The 15813-nt window shown below is 54.1% G+C and carries 17 protein-coding genes and 1 pseudogene; 12 read left to right on the top strand and 6 right to left on the bottom strand.

Annotated features, from left to right (window positions below; all coding sequences use genetic code 11):
- Window positions 1–95: 95 nt before the first annotated feature.
- Together J2X61_RS07485 and J2X61_RS07490 are read left to right on the top strand one after the other, a co-directional pair.
- A complete protein-coding gene (locus tag J2X61_RS07485; RefSeq protein WP_310186963.1) occupies window positions 96–665 on the top strand; it encodes an Hcp family type VI secretion system effector in 570 nt (189 codons plus the stop codon).
- 146 nt (window positions 666–811) lie between these two features.
- Window positions 812–1897 (top strand): PQQ-dependent sugar dehydrogenase, encoded by a 1086-nt coding sequence (locus J2X61_RS07490; protein WP_310186965.1) that lies wholly within the window; start codon window positions 812–814, stop codon window positions 1895–1897.
- Window positions 1898–1967: 70 nt separating this feature from the next.
- Here J2X61_RS07490 and fabF read toward each other — a convergent pair whose 3' ends face one another.
- The gene (gene fabF, locus J2X61_RS07495) at window positions 1968–3206 is read right to left on the bottom strand and encodes a beta-ketoacyl-ACP synthase II (RefSeq protein WP_310186968.1); all 1239 of its coding nucleotides are present in this window, start codon (window positions 3204–3206) and stop codon (window positions 1968–1970) included.
- A 142-nt stretch (window positions 3207–3348) separates the two neighbouring features.
- Here fabF and J2X61_RS07500 point away from each other — a divergent pair, with 142 nt between their 5' ends.
- Window positions 3349–4185, top strand: coding sequence for a helix-turn-helix transcriptional regulator (locus J2X61_RS07500; RefSeq protein WP_310186970.1), 837 nt, complete (start codon window positions 3349–3351; stop codon window positions 4183–4185).
- 796 nt (window positions 4186–4981) lie between these two features.
- On the opposite strand, the gene J2X61_RS07505 is transcribed toward J2X61_RS07500, so the two are convergent.
- A complete protein-coding gene (locus J2X61_RS07505) occupies window positions 4982–5245 on the bottom strand; it encodes a hypothetical protein (RefSeq protein WP_310186972.1) in 264 nt (87 codons plus the stop codon).
- A gap of 2 nt (window positions 5246–5247) precedes the next feature.
- The gene (locus tag J2X61_RS07510; RefSeq protein WP_274468643.1) at window positions 5248–5412 is read right to left on the bottom strand and encodes a hypothetical protein; all 165 of its coding nucleotides are present in this window, start codon (window positions 5410–5412) and stop codon (window positions 5248–5250) included.
- A 178-nt stretch (window positions 5413–5590) separates the two neighbouring features.
- Here J2X61_RS07510 and J2X61_RS07515 point away from each other — a divergent pair, with 178 nt between their 5' ends.
- The 4 genes from J2X61_RS07515 to J2X61_RS07530 all read left to right on the top strand — a co-directional run bounded on the left by J2X61_RS07515 (window position 5591) and on the right by J2X61_RS07530 (window position 8111).
- The gene (locus J2X61_RS07515; RefSeq protein WP_274468645.1) at window positions 5591–5791 is read left to right on the top strand and encodes a hypothetical protein; all 201 of its coding nucleotides are present in this window, start codon (window positions 5591–5593) and stop codon (window positions 5789–5791) included.
- Between the two features lie 300 nt (window positions 5792–6091).
- Window positions 6092–6466, top strand: coding sequence for a ribosomal maturation YjgA family protein (locus tag J2X61_RS07520; RefSeq protein WP_274468646.1), 375 nt, complete (start codon window positions 6092–6094; stop codon window positions 6464–6466).
- Window positions 6467–6543: 77 nt separating this feature from the next.
- Entirely contained in the window at window positions 6544–6918 is a 375-nt protein-coding gene (locus tag J2X61_RS07525) for a GNAT family N-acetyltransferase (RefSeq protein ID WP_396135417.1), read from the top strand.
- Between the two features lie 14 nt (window positions 6919–6932).
- A complete protein-coding gene (locus tag J2X61_RS07530) occupies window positions 6933–8111 on the top strand; it encodes an alanyl-tRNA editing protein (RefSeq protein WP_310186977.1) in 1179 nt (392 codons plus the stop codon).
- 93 nt (window positions 8112–8204) lie between these two features.
- Here J2X61_RS07530 and J2X61_RS07535 read toward each other — a convergent pair whose 3' ends face one another.
- Complete coding sequence (locus J2X61_RS07535) at window positions 8205–8456, bottom strand: hypothetical protein (protein ID WP_274468649.1); 252 nt, start codon at window positions 8454–8456, stop codon at window positions 8205–8207.
- Between the two features lie 176 nt (window positions 8457–8632).
- On the opposite strand from J2X61_RS07535, the gene J2X61_RS07540 reads away from it, so the two are divergent.
- Complete coding sequence (locus J2X61_RS07540; protein ID WP_310186980.1) at window positions 8633–10276, top strand: PAS domain-containing sensor histidine kinase; 1644 nt, start codon at window positions 8633–8635, stop codon at window positions 10274–10276.
- Window positions 10277–10339: 63 nt separating this feature from the next.
- Here J2X61_RS07540 and J2X61_RS07545 read toward each other — a convergent pair whose 3' ends face one another.
- The gene (locus J2X61_RS07545; protein ID WP_274468652.1) at window positions 10340–10720 is read right to left on the bottom strand and encodes a YmaF family protein; all 381 of its coding nucleotides are present in this window, start codon (window positions 10718–10720) and stop codon (window positions 10340–10342) included.
- Between the two features lie 144 nt (window positions 10721–10864).
- Between J2X61_RS07545 and J2X61_RS07550 the strand changes: the two are divergent.
- The 3 genes and pseudogenes from J2X61_RS07550 (at window position 10865) to J2X61_RS07560 (ending at window position 14521) form a co-directional block, all read left to right on the top strand.
- Window positions 10865–13206, top strand: a pseudogene (locus J2X61_RS07550) (xanthine dehydrogenase family protein molybdopterin-binding subunit).
- Window positions 13203–14054, top strand: coding sequence for an FAD binding domain-containing protein (locus J2X61_RS07555; RefSeq protein ID WP_310186982.1), 852 nt, complete (start codon window positions 13203–13205; stop codon window positions 14052–14054). Before J2X61_RS07550 ends, J2X61_RS07555 begins: the two are co-directional and overlap by 4 nt.
- Complete coding sequence (locus J2X61_RS07560; RefSeq protein WP_396135411.1) at window positions 14051–14521, top strand: (2Fe-2S)-binding protein; 471 nt, start codon at window positions 14051–14053, stop codon at window positions 14519–14521. The genes J2X61_RS07555 and J2X61_RS07560 overlap by 4 nt, the downstream gene beginning before the upstream one ends.
- Window positions 14522–14593: 72 nt before the next feature.
- On the opposite strand, the gene J2X61_RS07565 is transcribed toward J2X61_RS07560, so the two are convergent.
- A complete protein-coding gene (locus tag J2X61_RS07565) occupies window positions 14594–15163 on the bottom strand; it encodes a CGNR zinc finger domain-containing protein (protein ID WP_274468655.1) in 570 nt (189 codons plus the stop codon).
- A 155-nt stretch (window positions 15164–15318) separates the two neighbouring features.
- Between J2X61_RS07565 and J2X61_RS07570 the strand changes: the two genes are divergently transcribed.
- Window positions 15319–15813 carry a DinB family protein gene (locus J2X61_RS07570; protein ID WP_274468656.1) on the top strand — a complete coding sequence of 165 codons (495 nt, stop codon included), beginning with the start codon at window positions 15319–15321 and terminating at the stop codon, window positions 15811–15813.

Below are 15813 nucleotides of genomic sequence, written 5' to 3' on the forward strand. Positions count from 1 at the left end.
GGCACTTTCTTTTTGCCCGATATGCATAAAAGAGCATTACTTCCAATATAGTGAGATGATGGATACATATCGTAACACGAATGAGGAGTGATCGTTTGAACAAGGTCCGTTATCGAAAGTACACGTATGTTGTTGTACTGCTAAGCTTGTTGGTTATGGCCTTCGGCGCATGGCCTGCAGCGGCAGCCGAAAGCCAAGAGTACGATGTGTATTTGAAGCTGGATGGCATTGAAGGCGAATCTCAAGCCAGAGGGTTTGAAAAGTGGATTGAAGTTCAGTCCTTCTCCTTCGATGTCCACAATACGGCAGCGGGCGCCAGCACTAGCGGAGCCGGATCATCGGCAGGCAAAGCCGTGCCCAGCACCATTTTGCTGAACAAAAATTTTGACGCCTCGTCCATTCCGTTGTTTCTGAACACCGTCACGGCCAAATCGCTAGAGAAAGGCCAAATTGTTTTCGTGCCTTCAGGCAGCGAGGACAGGAAGCCTGTCATTACGATCGATTTGGAAAAAGTGAATGTGAGCTCGTTCAGCATGTATGAGACGAATGAAACGATTGAGTTGAGCTATGGTTCTATCGCTATCAAATACAATATGGTTGGACCGACAGGCAAAGTAACGACAGTGACGGGCGGATGGGATTTTACGAAAAATGTGAAAAAATAACCGCAGAGAGCGCCAAATAAGGTCGATTTGACCTTGCGGGGGCTCTCTTTTTATCTTACATGGATGCAGCTGTACTTCCCTTTCCGGAGTCGTTATAATGGATTTTACTTATTGGATAAAATTAGGATGTGAGGGGGACAAGTGGGATGAAAGCCGGTCGTTTGGGAACGATCCTGATGGCTGCAGCCATCATGTGCTCAGCTTGTACACGCAGCAGCGATTCCGAGAACCAAGTGAAAACAGCGGACAGCAAGCCCGCCGCCGCTAGAGCCTACACGGTGCTTGCGGAGCACTTGAAAATTCCTTGGTCCATCCAGTTTGACGGGGATACGATTTATGTGAGCGAGCGGGAGGGCCATATTGTCCAAATAAGCGGCGATTCCGTCACCCGGCAAAAGGTGCAGCTCAAAAAGCCGGTCAAGCATCAAGGGGAAGGCGGATTCCTCGGTCTCCAATTGTCTCCTGATTTTGCGAAAACGAAACAGGCCTATGCTTATCATACCTATGAAGAAGGCGGCAAAGCCTATAATCGCGTCATCATGCTGCAGAAGAAAAACGGCGGTTGGGAAGAGGTCAAAGCGTATCTCGAAGGCATCCCGGGAGCCTACACCCATAATGGCGGGCGGTTAGCCATTGGTCCTGATCAGATGCTGTATGTGACGACAGGCGATTCAGGCAACGACATGCTGGCGCAGGATATGAAAAGTACGGCGGGCAAAATATTGCGCATGACCTTGGATGGCAAAGTGCCTGCGGATAACCCGTTTCCCGGGTCCTACGTGTATACTTACGGCCATCGCAATCCGCAAGGCATCGTCTGGGACAAGCAGGGCCGGATGTATAACACGGAGCATGGTCCGTCGGGGGATCCGGGAGGGCATGATGAGATTAACCTCATTGAAAAAGGGAAAAATTACGGGTGGCCGCTCATCATCGGCAGCGCGAAGAAAGAGAGCATGGTCAGCCCGTTGTACCATACCGGCAATACGGCGATCGCCCCTTCGGGCATGACGGTCGATGCCGATGGACAGCTGTTGTTCGCAACGCTGCGCGGGCAGAAGCTGTATAAGTATAATCCCGCAGCCAATCAATTGACGACCAAATTGGAGGGGGAAGGCAGGCTCCGGGATGTGAAGCTGCATAACGGCGATGTGTATGTAATCACGAACAATACCGACGGCCGAGGCAGTCCGGGCGCGAGCGATGACCGCTTATTGCTGCTTAAACCATAGGAAAAACCCTTACAGGCGAACTAATTGACTAGTTTGCCCGGTAAGGGTTTTTTGCTGTATCTGCGTTATGTTAAGCGCCGTATTTTTTGAAAACGAGGACGGCATTATGGCCGCCGAAGCCGAACGAGCTCGATAAGCCGTATTGCAGTTCGGCTGTGCGTGCGCGGTGAGGCACATAATCCAGATCGCACTGCGGATCGGCATGATCGAGATTGATCGTCGGCGGGATGATGCCGTCCTGCAGAGTCTTGATCAGCGCGACCGCTTCCACGCCGCCTGCTGCGCCCAGCATGTGCCCCAGCATCGATTTGTTTGCGCTGACGGGCACATCGTAGGCCCTGCGGCCAAGCAGCCGCTTGATGGCAAGCGTCTCGGACAGATCGCCGGCCGGCGTGCTTGTCGCATGGGCGTTGATCGTGTCCAGCTCCTCAGCTGCCACCCCGGCGTCCGCGAGCGCATCGCGCATGGCTCGGTAGGCGCCCAAGCCTTCCGGATCGGTCGCCACGATATGGTAGGCGTCCGAGGTTGAGCCATAGCCGACGAGCTCGGCATGGATCTTGGCGCCCCGGCGCTCGGCATGCTCGAGCGACTCCAGCACCAGCACGCCGGCGCCTTCGGCGGAGACGAAGCCGTCGCGCTGCGCATCGAACGGGCGGCTGGCTTGCTGCGGCGGACACTCGCGCGTCGACAGTGCCGTCGCATTGCCGAAGCCCGCCAGCGCGAGGTCGGTGACCGTCGCTTCGGCGCCTCCGGCAATGACGGCGTCTGCGCCTCCGCGCTGGATCAGCTTGAAGGCTTCGCCGATGGCGTTATTGCCTGTGGCGCAAGCGGTCACCGGCGCGAGCGAAGGCCCTTTGGCGCCATACAGGATGCTGACTTGCGCAGCGGCCATGTTCGCGATCATCATCGGCACGACGGTCGGACTGACGCGGCCGGGGCCGCGGGTCAGCAGCGTCCGGTAGTTGTCCAGCATCGTATGGATGCCGCCGATCCCGGAGCCGATGTAGACGCCGACTCGCTCTTCGTTGGCCGCGTTGATCTCGAGGCCGGCATCGTCGATCGCCTGTTTGGCTGCGGCAACGGCGAATTGGCAGTACCGGTCCATGCGCCGTACTTCCCGGCGCCCTACGGCGGCCTCGGCGTCGAAATCCCGAATGACGCCGGCAATGCCGGCTTTGTATCCGGAGACGTCCATGTGATCGATTGGGGTAATGCCGGAGGTGCCGCTTGTCAGCTTCTCCCAAAATACATCCACTTGATGACCGAGGGGAGTGATGACTCCCATTCCTGTAATCACAACACGTTTCATGCTATTTCCTCCTTATTTATATGTGCATGGGGATTAGGTTCTACTGTTATGCCATTAGAATGTCACAGTTGTTATCCTATTACAAGTTATAGTTTATACTGGTATAATAGCTTCTAGGATGCACTTATAGGGAGGTATGACCATGAATACGAAGGAACGGCTGCAGGAGCTGTCGGAGTTTCTGACCGCCCACCGGGCCCGGTTGAAGCCCGGCGATGCCGGGCTGCTGGGCGGGAGCCGGAGACGGACGCCGGGCTTGCGCCGGGAGGAAGTGGCGGCGATAGCCGGTGTGAGCACGACGTGGTATACCTGGCTGGAGCAGGGCAGGGAAATCAAAATGTCGGTTCAGGTGCTGGACCGGATCGCGCTTGCTTTGCAGTTGAATGAAGATGAGCGCCAATATTTGTTCATGCTGGCTCTTGAGCAGCCCGCACCGACGGCGATTGTGGACGAGACGCCGACGGTGACGCCGGCGCTTCGCCGCATCGTGGACGAGCTGCGGGATTGCCCTGCGATTATCTCCGATCGCCGCTGTAATATCGTCGGATGGAATTCGGCGGCTGCGGCGATGTTTTTGGATTTTGCCGGAGTTCCGCTGGAGGAGAGGAATCTCATTTGGCTGCTTTTTACACGGAAGGAGCTGAAGGCTCTGGCGGTGAACTGGCGGGATTTCGCCAGGGGGTTTCTGGCGATGTTCCGATCTTATTACGGGCAATATGTGGGGGACAATTGGTACAGTGAGTTTATTGAACGGATCAGCGAGCGGAATCCGGAATTCCGGGCTTTCTGGAATCAGAGCGACGTTAGCCGCGCGCCTGAAGTGTTGATTGAATTCCGCCATGCGAAGGTCGGGAAGCTGCTCTTTGATTTGACGACGCTGCAGATTCAAGGGCAGACGGATTTGCGGTGCAGCGTGTATACGCCGTCGCCGGGATCGGATACCGCTGCCAAGGTGCGGCAGCTGATGAGCAGGATATAGCTCGGCAGCGTTGGCGGGAGGGCGGAGGGCGTTAGCTCCGCCTGCGGGTGCCGTGCGGTCGGTTTGGCTACCGGGCGCACAGTCATGCGCAGCCTCGCGCAGCCATTTGCGCGGCGCGGAGCCGGCTAACGGACACAGCGGACCTTATTGGCGGAATCCTGTCCGCCTCCGCATTCTAACGGACACCAGCGCCGCTATTTGCCCTCATTTGCCCGATTTCGCCCCGAAATCCAGCAAATAGGGGCTGTGGTGTTCGTTAGCTCCGCATAGCGGCGATTTCCGCGCAATTAGCGTCTCCTGTGTCCGTTAGCTCCGCCTGCGGTGCAGCGCGGTGGGCTCGCCGATTGGGCGCGCAGCCCTACGCAGCCTCGCGCAGCCCATTGCGCGGCACGCCTCCGGCTAACGGACACAGCGGATCTTATTGTCGGAACCTTCTCATTCTAACGGACACCAGCGCCGCTATTTGCCCTTTTTGGTTCGATTTCGCACCGAAATCCGGCAAATAGGGGCTGTGGTGTCCGATAGCTCCGCATTGCGGCGCTTTCCGCGCAATTAGCGTCTCCTGTGTCCGTTAGCTCCGCCTGCGAGCGCCGCGCGGTGGGCTCGCCGATCGGGCGCACAGCCCTACGCAGCCTCGCGCAGCCTTTTTCGCGGCGCGGAGCCAGCTAACGGACACAGCGGACCTTATTGGCGGAATCCGGTCCGCCTTCTCATTCTAACGGACACCAGCGCCGCTATTTGCCCTCATTTGCCCGATTTCGCCCCGAAATCCAGCAAATAGGGGCTGTTGTGTCCGTTAGCTCCGCATAGCGGCGATTTCCGCGCAATTAGCGTCTCCTGTGTCCGTTAGCTCCGCCTGCGAGCGCCGTACGCCCGGCACGTCGATCGGGCGGACAGCCCCGGCGGCACGCCCCCGGCTAACGTCCGGCCCCAAGCGGCTGTCGCCTCCGCTTGGGAGCCACACGTTGTGCGCAGGCACGTCCTTCGCACTGCGCCGCCTGCCCTCCGGGGCCGGCGCACACGCAACAAAAAAAGAACGCTGCAAGAGCGTTCTTTTCATTTTCAAGAATGGGATAGCTTTTTATCTTCACGTTCGAGCGCTTTTTGCTGCTCTTTGGTGAATGTGCTGCGCAATTTCGCCAGGCCGGTATGTTCGTTGACGTAAATGATTCTTACGATGCCGTGAATGGATTTGAGCTGTTTGGTCCATTCTTTGGGGTCGAACATGGACATCAACTCCTTCATGTAAACGCTTCATTTGCTTAGTTCCATAGTATGTGCGGGGGACAAGTTTCATGCCTGACAAGCGCGTAATATCGCGAAGGTTTATTTTCCAGTATGAAAATCCCGCCAATGGGGCATAATGAATTAATGATAATTTAGAGCGGTGGGGGACATTGGGTTAATGGATACAATAAAGACGGAAGCATGCTCATATTGCGAGGATTCAGCTTCTTTTCGAATCGGGAATGCCGATTATGAATTGCATGCATGCGAGCTGCACGAAGATACGGCGTATTGTGAGTTCGATTTGGTGATCGGCGAATCGGCATGGCGGATCATCTCGCTGGCATCGCACGGCTTTCCTGAGCGAGCAAGCCTATGAACAGGAGGGATTCCCATTAATAATATATTTCATTTGAGTTATATCCTTTTTTTCAGCGCGCTGCTGTTGGCGGGCGGGATCGGTATCGCGTGGTTCGTGTTCCATCGGAGGAAAAGGAAAGCGCGCTAAGCTAGACTATAGCTATAACGGAAAGCTGCCCCGAAGGCGGCTTTTCATAGGATGAGGTCATCCAGAATTCTTCTGGTTGGCTTTTTTTGCATGCAGCTATGGCCGAGGGTGGCTAAAATGCTCAACTTCCCCTACAATAAAACGTATACGTTACATAGGGTGAGGTAGACGATGATAAGATACGGGGCAGCAGTGGTCATCGCGATGATGCTGGGGCTGGCTTCAAGAAGGTTCGCTTCCTATCTTCCGACTTTTTGGGCTGAACACACGGGGGATATGCTTTGGGCCAGCATGGTTTATTTCGGCATTCGGCTGATGATGAACAAACGGCAGAAGCTGGGCTTGGCTGCGGCGCTTACCTTGCTTTTCAGCTTCGGTATTGAGTTCAGTCAACTGAATCAGTCGGTGTGGATGACCGATCTGAGAAGTACCACTTTGGGTGCGTTGGTGCTGGGCAGAGGCTTTCTATGGATAGATCTCGTACGTTATGCTTTCGGAACAGCCATGGCGTATGGTGTGGACAAGCTCTGGCTGAGAGGGAAGTAACAACAATAGAGGGAGAGAAAGCAGTGGAAATTAGAACGGTTTCTCAAGAGCTGGCATGGCAGCTGCGTCATGAGGTGATGTGGCCGGACCGTGAGCTGGATTATGTGAAGCTTGCGGATGACGATAAGGGGATGCATTATGGGCTTTATGACGGGGAAGAGCTCCAGTCTGTCGTCTCTCTCTTCATCGAGGGCGGCGAGGCGCAGTTTCGCAAATTTGCGACAAAGAATGCGAGTCAAGGCCGTGGTTATGGAAGCCGGTTACTGAGTTATGTGCTTGAAGAGGCGGCGAAGGCCGGCGTGACGCGCATTTTCTGCAATGCCAGGAGCCATAAGGCCGCTTTCTATGAGAAGTTCGGCCTGAAAGCAACGGATCAACAATTCACCAAAGGCGGCAAGGACTATGTGGTGATGGAAAGATGGCTTCACCGCGGCAAGCCTGCCATAGAATAGAAAGGAAGCAAGCGATGACGAAGAAGATTTATTACGATTCCGCTTATATCCAAGAATGGGAAACGACGGTCAGCGAGGTGCTGGCAAGAGAGGATGGATGGTACCTCGTTCTGGAGGCCACGGCCTTTTATCCGCATGGGGGCGGCCAGCCTTGTGACCAAGGGGAGATCGGCGGAATGCCGGTGCTCGATGTCGTCAGCGAGGAGGAGAAGGTGCTGCATAAAGTAGCGAGCCTGCCGGATGGCAGTTCGGTTGCATGTAAGCTGGATTGGGCACGAAGATTCGATCATATGCAGCACCATAGCGGCCAGCATCTGTTATCAGCCGTCTGCCGCGAGATGTATCAAGCGGTGACGCTCAGTTTTCATCTTGGGACCGATTATGCAACCATCGATATCGAGCTGCCGGAACTGCGGCTTGATCAACTGGCAGCGCTCGAACGGGAAGTGAATGCGCAAATTTATCGGAATCGCAGGATGAGCAGTTTTTTCGTATCCGAAGAGGAGCTGGCCAAGCTGCCGCTCGTCAAACAGCCGAAGGTAACAGAGCGCATTCGCATTGTGGAGATCCAAGGAATCGAATACAACGCTTGCGGCGGAACTCATGTTGCATCCACAGGGGAGATCGGCATGATCAAGCTGTTGAGATCCGAGAAGCAGAAGGGGAATACGCGAGTATACTTCAAATGCGGTTATCGGGCATTGGATGAGTTCAATGATTGCATGACAATTTTGGGCGCATTATCCGTTAAGTATAATACCGGCAAAGACGAAATTATGGATCGGATTGCGAAATGGGAGCAGGAGCATAAGCAGCTTCAAGCCGAACTCTCGGAGCTCAAAGAAAGAAACGACGCTTATGTGGCGCAGGAATTGTTGACGTTGTCCTCCGGGCATCCTTTTGTTGCTCATGTGTTTGAGGACAGGGTATTGAAAGATTTGCAAATGCTCGCAGCGAAGCTGGCGGAGGAGAGCAAGCTTCCTGTACTTTTGGCATCGCAATTGGACAACAAGGTCGTACTCGCGAACAGCGGCGGAACGCCTGTCGCCTGCGGAGCTTTTCTCAAAGCGAATTTGGGTGCATATGCCGGAAAAGGCGGAGGCAGTGATAGAATAGCTCAAGCCGGCTTCCAGAAATGGGAAGACGCTAGCGCTTTTTACGAGTTTGCCAGCGGATATTTGAAAGAGCAATAACAAAAAGGCAGAGGGCAGCAAGCCCCCTGTCTTTTTTTTGTCATGTTGCAAGTAAACCTCATCGTATGGCATGAGGTTGTTCGTTATTGATCGTTAGAACGGCCGAAACGGAAAAAACGGACGTGAAGCCAATAGACCAATAGCTAGAAGATCGAAGAGTACGAGCGGAATGATAAAAGGAAAAAATGAGATTTGCGCTTTATTGGATGGCCGCAGCGGCTGCAAATACACTTTGTTATTGTCCAATTTAACAATTTTTCCTTTATAAGTGCCGTGGGTGGTGCGGATAACCACTTCGCGTCCCATATATTTTTGACAAATTTTGAATGACTCTGAACGTTTCATCGGGAAAGACCTCCCTTCTAGCTGTGTTATTCTATTATATGTTCGTCCAATAGAATGTGTGAGATTCGATTTGGGAGAAAGATCCAATAAGCAAGTTCCATTTTAAATGATATACTTATGGATATAACCTTGAAGACTATTAGCCGCACAGCATGGTCAAGGAAGAGAAGAGTGAAATGCAGAACAAGCCAAAAGAAGTGAAAAAAATCAAATCCGCATTAAAAGTCACAGGCATCTATGTATTGGTCGGCAGTCTTTGGGTCATTCTATCGGATCACTTGGTTCGAACGCTGAAGTCGTCAGAGGCGGTTTCCGTTAACTCATCCAAAGGATTGTTTTATGTCGGGGTTACGGCGTTAATTTTATATTTTTGTTTGAAACGGTTGAAAAAGCAGCTGCTGGAAAGTGAAGAGCGATACCGCATTCTGGTAGAGCACTCGCCAGAACCGATCGTTGTACATACGAACGGGGTTATTGTTTTTATTAATCCTGCAGGCGCGAAGGTTCTTGGTGCACAGCATCCTGATGAGCTGATTGGAAGACTTATGGAACATTTTGTTCATCCGGATTATTTGAGTATGACGCGGGAACGAATGAAGCAAGTGAATGACGACAAACGGCCGACGGAACCGATGGATCAAAAGTTTCTGCGTCTCGACCGACAGGTGATCGATGTGGAAGTTCGCGAGGTGCCGATTGAATTCCTGGGCACGTCTGCCGTACAGCTGTTGTGCAGAGACATCACGGAGCGCAAACGGGCGCAAGATATGCTGGAGCTAAGCGAGCAGAGCTATAAGTCGCTTGTCGAGCATAATCCAGATGCGATTTTCACGCTTGATCTGAAAGGGAACGTCACTTCTGTCAATAACGCTACGGAGAAGATTACAGGCTACCCGGAGGCGGCATTCAGCTATCGGTCGCTATCGCCTTTCGTCCGTGCGGAGGACAAGAAGAAGGCGCTGCAGCTGTTCGCCCGGGCGCTGAAAGGTGAGTCCAACAGCATCGAAATGACACTTACGCTCCAAACAGGGAAAATCATCGAAATCAACTTGAAAATGGTGCCGATTATTATTCATGAGCAAGTGAACGGCGTCTATGGGATTGCCAAAGATATCACAGAGCGCAAACGAACCGAGGAGCTGCTGCTCAAAACCGAGAAGCTCTCGATCGTAGGGCAGCTTGCGGCAGGAGTCGCTCATGAAATTCGCAATCCGCTTACGTCGCTGCGCGGCTTTGTGCAATTATTGCAATCTAAGGTGACGGGGTATGAGAGCTATTTCGAAATTATGATCTCGGAGCTGGACCGGATCAATGACATCGTGAGCGAATTTATGGTCATTGCCAAGCCTTCGATTGTTCACTTCCAAATGAAGGACGTCCGCAAAATTGCCCATGATGTTATTTCTCTGCTAGAGACGCAGGCCATTCTTAATAATGTGGTGATCCATACGGAAATGGCGCCGGATCTGCCTCTGATTAACTGCGAAGAGAATCAATTGAAGCAGGTTTTCATTAATATCCTCAAAAATGCGATAGAAGCGATGCCGGAAGGCGGCAATATTGTCATCCAACTTCAAACGGCCGGCAGCCAAGTCTTCATCCGTTTCACGGACGAGGGCTGCGGCATTGCCGAGGAGCGGCTCGCTGTATTGGGAGAGCCTTTCTACACGACGAAGGAGAAGGGGACTGGATTAGGTTTGATGGTTTGTCATAAAATCGTCGAAGCCCACCAAGGAAGCCTGCAGATCAGGAGCGAGGTTGACAAAGGTACGACGGTGGATTTGATTCTGCCGATCGGCACGAAGAAACAGGCTGGATAAGGTAAAAGCAAAAGGACCGCTCGACTAGTTCTGTTGACTAGGAGCAGTCCTTTTTGTCATGCATTACTTCTTGACGCGCTCGCGCAAGACTTTTTCAATGATTAATTTGTGACCGAGCCGGCCGCCAAGGCGAATCAGGCCTGTAGTCCGACCGGAAATAAGATGCCGATGTCCGTCCGCGATGTTCGTTTGAATCGAGAAACGATGAAAATGATTGACCCCGAAGCCGATATTTAAACCGGTTCGTCCCGAATAGGAGTGCCTATGGCCGTCAGCTGTCGTTGTAATGCCCCTGAACGTGTGGCGGTGTCTGCCATCTTCAGGAATGAATAAGTCCGTCAAATTGCCGAAGGCATGCTGGTGTCCCTCTACACGCGAAGTTAACCCCTCCATTCGATGCTTGAATTGTACGGGGCCGCCGTCTCCTTGCCGGATTTTCGCCATTGTCCATCATCCTCTCGAAAGATATGTAAGTAAAGTATGTATCAGGACCTAAATCGGATTGGATGTTTGACGGTACTCTGCAGAAGAAGCAACGGAATAAGACGAGTTGTTATCCGATATGATGATAAAAATAGATTGTCGGAAATGAGCAGGGAGCGTGTCGCTTTGACAGTGATAGGAAAGAGTATTCCGCGGTTGGAATCTGAAGAGAAAGTAACCGGCGTTGCGAAGTATACCAACGATACGCAGTCTCCCGGACTGCTTTACGGCTGGCTCGTGACCAGCCCTTATGCCCATGCGCGGATCCAGTCCATCGATGTCTCCGGCGCCAAGGCAATGAGCGGCGTTCATGCAGTGATTCGTGGAGATGACATAGCTGTTCTTACCGGAAGTATGCTGGCAGACCGGCCGCCGCTCGCTTCCGGCAAAGTTCGTTATTACGGAGAACCGATCGTCATCGTCGTTGCCGAATCGGAGCATCGGGCCAAGGAGGCGGCAGCCCGCATTCGCGCCGAGTTCGAGCAGCTGCCGGTCGTACATTCGCCGAGCAGTGCCCTTGCGCCCGGTGCGCCGCTAATTCATGAAGGATTAGCCGGTTATGAGAAGCAGGGAGACGTGTACCCCGTCGCACACACGAATATCGGCAACTGGGTTCGCATCCGCAAAGGCCATATGCCTGCGGGTTGGGCGGCAAGCGAGGTGACCGTCGAAGGGACCTATGCCTTCAACACGTCCGATCACGCCGCCATGGAGCCGCGCTGCGCGATTGTCGAAGTGAAGCCTGGCGGCTTGATCGAGATTCAAAGCTCAACGCAAGACCCTTATACGATCAAACGTGCGTTTGCGCACTTCTTCCATGTCGACCAGTCCAAGGTCATCGTGCACGTGCCGTTCGTCGGTGGCGGCTTTGGCGGTAAAGGGTCGATTCAGCTCGAATATATCGCCTATTTGGCCTCCAAAGCTTGCGGCGGCCGGCCCGTCAAAGTCAACAATTCCCGCGAATGCGACATCGTCAGTTCCCCCTGCCATATCGGTCTGGAGGCGAAAGTGAAGCTCGGCGCCACCCGAGAAGGCAAGCTGATGGCGGCTGAAGTGACGCTCTTGTTCGACACAGGCGGATACACCGATGAGGGGGCGGCCGTCACGCAATCGGCGGCTGTCGATTGTACGGGTCCGTACAAGATCGACCATGTGTGGTGCGACGCCTTGTGCGTCTATACGAATCACCCTTATGCTACGGCATTCCGGGGCTTCGGTCATACGGAAGCGCTCTATTGCATCGAACGGACGATGGACCGGCTGGCCAAAAGGCTGGAGATGGATCCGTTAGCGCTTCGGCTCAACAACGCTATTTTGCCGGGCGATACGACCCCGACGCAGACTCCGCTTACAAGCAGCTCCATCGGCGATTTGCCCAATGCATCCGTAAGCTGAAGGAACTGATTCATTGGGAGGAAGGTCAGCATGTACAGACGGGTCCGCACACGGTCAGGACGAAAGGCATGGCCTGTGTATGGAAAGCGTTCGGGATGTCCGTGGAAACCGGTTCCGGCGCAACGGTCACCTTCAACCATGACGGCAGTGCGAATCTTAGCATCGGCGCGGTGGAGCTTGGACAAGGGAACCGCACGGCGATGGGGCAGATTCTTGCGGAGCGGCTGCAAATGCGGATGGATCAGGTCCATGTCAAGATGGACATCGATACGCAGATTACACCGGAGCATTGGAGGACTGTTGCGAGCAGCTCGACGATGATGGTCGGCAGGGCAGTGCTCGACGCGGCTGACGATGCGATCAATCAATTGAAAAACAATGCTGCGCTTGCCCTGCAAATGCCGGCGGAGCTGCTGGAGGTTGGACGCGGGATGGTATTCGTGAAGGACGATCCCATCATAAGTCTGAAGATCAGTAAGCTGGTCAGCGGATTCCAATTCCTGGACGGCCGCGCTGTCGGCGAACCCGTGATCGGCCGCGGGCGTTACCGTGTCCGCGACACGACCAGACTGAATCCGCAGACGGGCGAAGGTGTTCCGGGCCAGCAGTGGACCTTAGGCGCGCAAGCGGTTGAAGTGGAATTCGATACCCGCGAATGCACGTATCGCGTGCTCAAAGCGGCATCCGTATTTGATGCCGGGAAGGTGATCAATCCAGGCACGGCGCGAGGTCAGGTCATCGGCGGCATGAATATGGGCCTCAGCTTCGCAACCCGTGAAGGATTGCTGTACAATCAGGCCGGCCAGGTGCTGAACCCGCAGCTGCGTTCCTACAAGGTAACACGGTACGGTGAAACGCCTGCCTATTTGGCGGAATTCGTGGAGACGCCGTTCCTCGAGGGACCGTATGGCGCCAGAGGGGTCGCTGAGCATGGCACCATCGGGATGCCCGCTTGTCTGGCGAACGCCTTGTCTCTCGCGGCGGAAGTCGAATTGGACACATTGCCTTTGACGCCGGAGATGATTTGGCGGGCTAGAGGGGGAGGCCGATGATTTCGTTCGACTTCGAATATTATAAGCCGGCAAGCTTGGATGAGGCGGTCTTTCTATTTCAGCAGGCCGAGGCGAGCGGCAAAGCGCCGCGCTATTATTCCGGCGGCTCGGAGATCATTTCCATGGCCCGGTTGAATAAGCTTCGCACAGGAGCAGTCATCGATGTGAAAGATATTGCTGAATGCAAGGTGATGCAGCTTCGAGAGAAGGAGAACGTACTCGTGATTGGCGCAGCATTAACGCTGACGGAGCTGGAAGAGTCCGGCTTCTTTCCGCTGCTGGCAGATACATCGCGGGATGTGGCGGATCGTACGAACCGCAACCGAATTACGCTCGGCGGCAATCTCTGCGGAGCCTTCATATACCGGGAAGTACTTCTGCCATTTTTGCTGGCGGACAGCGAAGCCGTGCTGGCCGGTCCGGCGGGCGTACGCCGCATATCGGTCCATGAGCTGCTGAACGGTCAACCGCGGCTGGCGAGAGGAGACCTCCTGGTACAGTTGATTACCGGTGCCGCTTATACGCACCTACCCTACGTCACTGTGAAAAAGACCAAAATGGAACGCATCGACTACCCCATCGTTCGCATCGCCGCCCTTCGCAGCAGCGAAGGGGTTCGCGCCGCCTTCAGCGGTGTCAGTTCCGTTCCGTTTCGTTCGCGCAGCTTGGAGAACATCCTGAATGAGGGAACGCTTCCGCTCGGTGTTCGTGTAGAGAACGTTATACGAAGCTGGCCGCTGCCGATTATGAGCGATCTGCTTGGCTCCAGCGACTACCGGGCATTCGTGCTGCGCAATACGTTATATGATGTGATGACCGCTCTGGAAGAGAGGGGGGAAGCAACATGAACGAAGGAATTGTTAGGGGGGAGATGGAACTGCTCGTTAACGGCCGGCCGCATCATGCCGCTATCCGTTCGGCGGATACGCTGCTGCGTGTGCTGCGCGAGCAGCTGGGCCTCACGGGAGCCAAAGCCGGCTGCGAGAATGGAGATTGCGGCGCTTGCACGGTCATCGTTGACGGAGTTCCGGTCAAATCCTGTATGATGCTGGCGATCGAGACACGCGGCAAGCGTATAACGACAATCGAAGGACTTGGGGGAGACACTCCCGTGCAGCAAGCTTTTGTGAAGCATTTCGCTTTTCAATGCGGTTTCTGTACCCCCGGTTTTATCATGGTTGCACATGCCCTTGCCCAGACCGGACGGCAAGCGAGCGAGGAAGAGATCACGGAGTGGCTGCGTTCCAACATATGCCGCTGCACAAGCTATGAGGAAATCGGCAAGGCTGTTCGATCGGTCCTTGCACAGGCATGATTCGAAGGAAATCGGCAGCTGCGAATCTTTGAATTATCGGTAACCAAGCTGCTGCCGACATCTTGGACATGATCACTCGTGATCGTGTTTGGGAGCGTCGGCAGCGGCTTTTTGCCGTGCCCGAAAGCGCCGAACCTTCATCAGATTGCCGCACATTTTGTCATCGCAATACCGTTTGGAACGGTTGCGCGTTTCGTCCACGTATACCCAGAGGCAGTTCGGGTTGTCGCAAATCCGAATTCGCGACGTTTCGCCATTGGCTATCGATTGCGCCATGGAAGCGGCGATATCGGCCAGGACTTGCTCCCATCGCCGGTTAAGGCCATACCATTCCAGGCGATAGCGTCCCTCGTCCGATACAAGCTTGCGGATGACCGGACCGCCGGCCATAATCGCATTGAGCGCCTCCGTATCCGCTTCATGCGGCATAGCCTTGGATACGAATTGCGTCACGATTCGGTGCAGCAGTGCTCGCAGTTCTTTCAATTCTTGCAGCTCTGCCGGTTCCGGGGGACGATCCATATTCAGGTTCTGGCTCGTAAGCCAGCGGTGCAGCCAGTCCGGGTTATCCAAGCGGTCATCGATTGCGCCGTCGCCCCTCCAGTCTCGATGCAAGCTGTTCAGTAAATCGTCCCAAAGCATATGACATGACCCCGATCTTTTTTATGCTTCAGTGTAACATCTGAAAAGTATTTTTGCTAGTTACTTGACCGGAAAATCATTCCATGGTAAATTAGCCATGTAACTTGTTAATTCATATTTGGTGGTTACTAATGATAATATTGGGAGGCTGTTTAATGAATAATGTCGAGCTTTTGCTGCATGGTTGGGAGTGCTGCTATGACAAGGAAGACTGGTATCCTCCACTGACGGACGCGCTGAAAGGATTGACTGCCGAGCAAGCCAATTGGCGTCCTGCAGGCGAACACGTCAACACGATCTGGGAAAATGTGCAGCATCTGATTTTTTATAAAGAAAGATTGCTCAAACGGATGACCGGGGAAGAGATGGAATATCCGGATGCGACGAATGACGATACGTTTGCGGTTGAGTCCGTATCCGGCGAAGCGTGGGAGATGACGTTATCCCGTTTGCAAACGGTTCATTTAGCCATCCGCGAACGCCTTGCGCAGTGGGGAGAGAACGACTTCGAGCATGTATACCCGAATCGTACGCAATCTGCAGGACGCTGGGTGAACAGCCTGATCCTGCATGATGCGTATCATACGGGCCAGATCATGTTCATTCGCAAGCTGCAAGGCTCGTGGCCGTCGCGCCGTTCATTCGAATAA

It is taken from the genome of Bacillus sp. 3255 (assembly GCF_031456485.1).
Lineage (GTDB): Bacteria > Bacillota > Bacilli > Paenibacillales > NBRC-103111 > Paenibacillus_E.

Excerpts from the sequence above, each read along its gene's own strand:
- J2X61_RS07490 (WP_310186965.1), top strand. The coding sequence starts at position 812 with ATGAAAGCCGGTCGTTTGGGAACGATCCTGATGGCTGCAGCCATCATG.
- fabF (WP_310186968.1), bottom strand. The coding sequence starts at position 3,206 with ATGAAACGTGTTGTGATTACAGGAATGGGAGTCATCACTCCCCTCGGT.
- J2X61_RS07500 (WP_310186970.1), top strand. The coding sequence starts at position 3,349 with ATGAATACGAAGGAACGGCTGCAGGAGCTGTCGGAGTTTCTGACCGCC.
- J2X61_RS07505 (WP_310186972.1), bottom strand. The coding sequence starts at position 5,245 with ATGAAAAGAACGCTCTTGCAGCGTTCTTTTTTTGTTGCGTGTGCGCCG.
- J2X61_RS07510 (WP_274468643.1), bottom strand. The coding sequence starts at position 5,412 with ATGTTCGACCCCAAAGAATGGACCAAACAGCTCAAATCCATTCACGGC.
- J2X61_RS07515 (WP_274468645.1), top strand. The coding sequence starts at position 5,591 with ATGGATACAATAAAGACGGAAGCATGCTCATATTGCGAGGATTCAGCT.
- J2X61_RS07520 (WP_274468646.1), top strand. The coding sequence starts at position 6,092 with ATGATAAGATACGGGGCAGCAGTGGTCATCGCGATGATGCTGGGGCTG.
- J2X61_RS07525 (WP_396135417.1), top strand. The coding sequence starts at position 6,544 with ATGTGGCCGGACCGTGAGCTGGATTATGTGAAGCTTGCGGATGACGAT.
- J2X61_RS07530 (WP_310186977.1), top strand. The coding sequence starts at position 6,933 with ATGACGAAGAAGATTTATTACGATTCCGCTTATATCCAAGAATGGGAA.
- J2X61_RS07535 (WP_274468649.1), bottom strand. The coding sequence starts at position 8,456 with ATGAAACGTTCAGAGTCATTCAAAATTTGTCAAAAATATATGGGACGC.
- J2X61_RS07540 (WP_310186980.1), top strand. The coding sequence starts at position 8,633 with ATGCAGAACAAGCCAAAAGAAGTGAAAAAAATCAAATCCGCATTAAAA.
- J2X61_RS07545 (WP_274468652.1), bottom strand. The coding sequence starts at position 10,720 with ATGGCGAAAATCCGGCAAGGAGACGGCGGCCCCGTACAATTCAAGCAT.
- J2X61_RS07555 (WP_310186982.1), top strand. The coding sequence starts at position 13,203 with ATGATTTCGTTCGACTTCGAATATTATAAGCCGGCAAGCTTGGATGAG.
- J2X61_RS07560 (WP_396135411.1), top strand. The coding sequence starts at position 14,051 with ATGAACGAAGGAATTGTTAGGGGGGAGATGGAACTGCTCGTTAACGGC.
- J2X61_RS07565 (WP_274468655.1), bottom strand. The coding sequence starts at position 15,163 with ATGCTTTGGGACGATTTACTGAACAGCTTGCATCGAGACTGGAGGGGC.
- J2X61_RS07570 (WP_274468656.1), top strand. The coding sequence starts at position 15,319 with ATGAATAATGTCGAGCTTTTGCTGCATGGTTGGGAGTGCTGCTATGAC.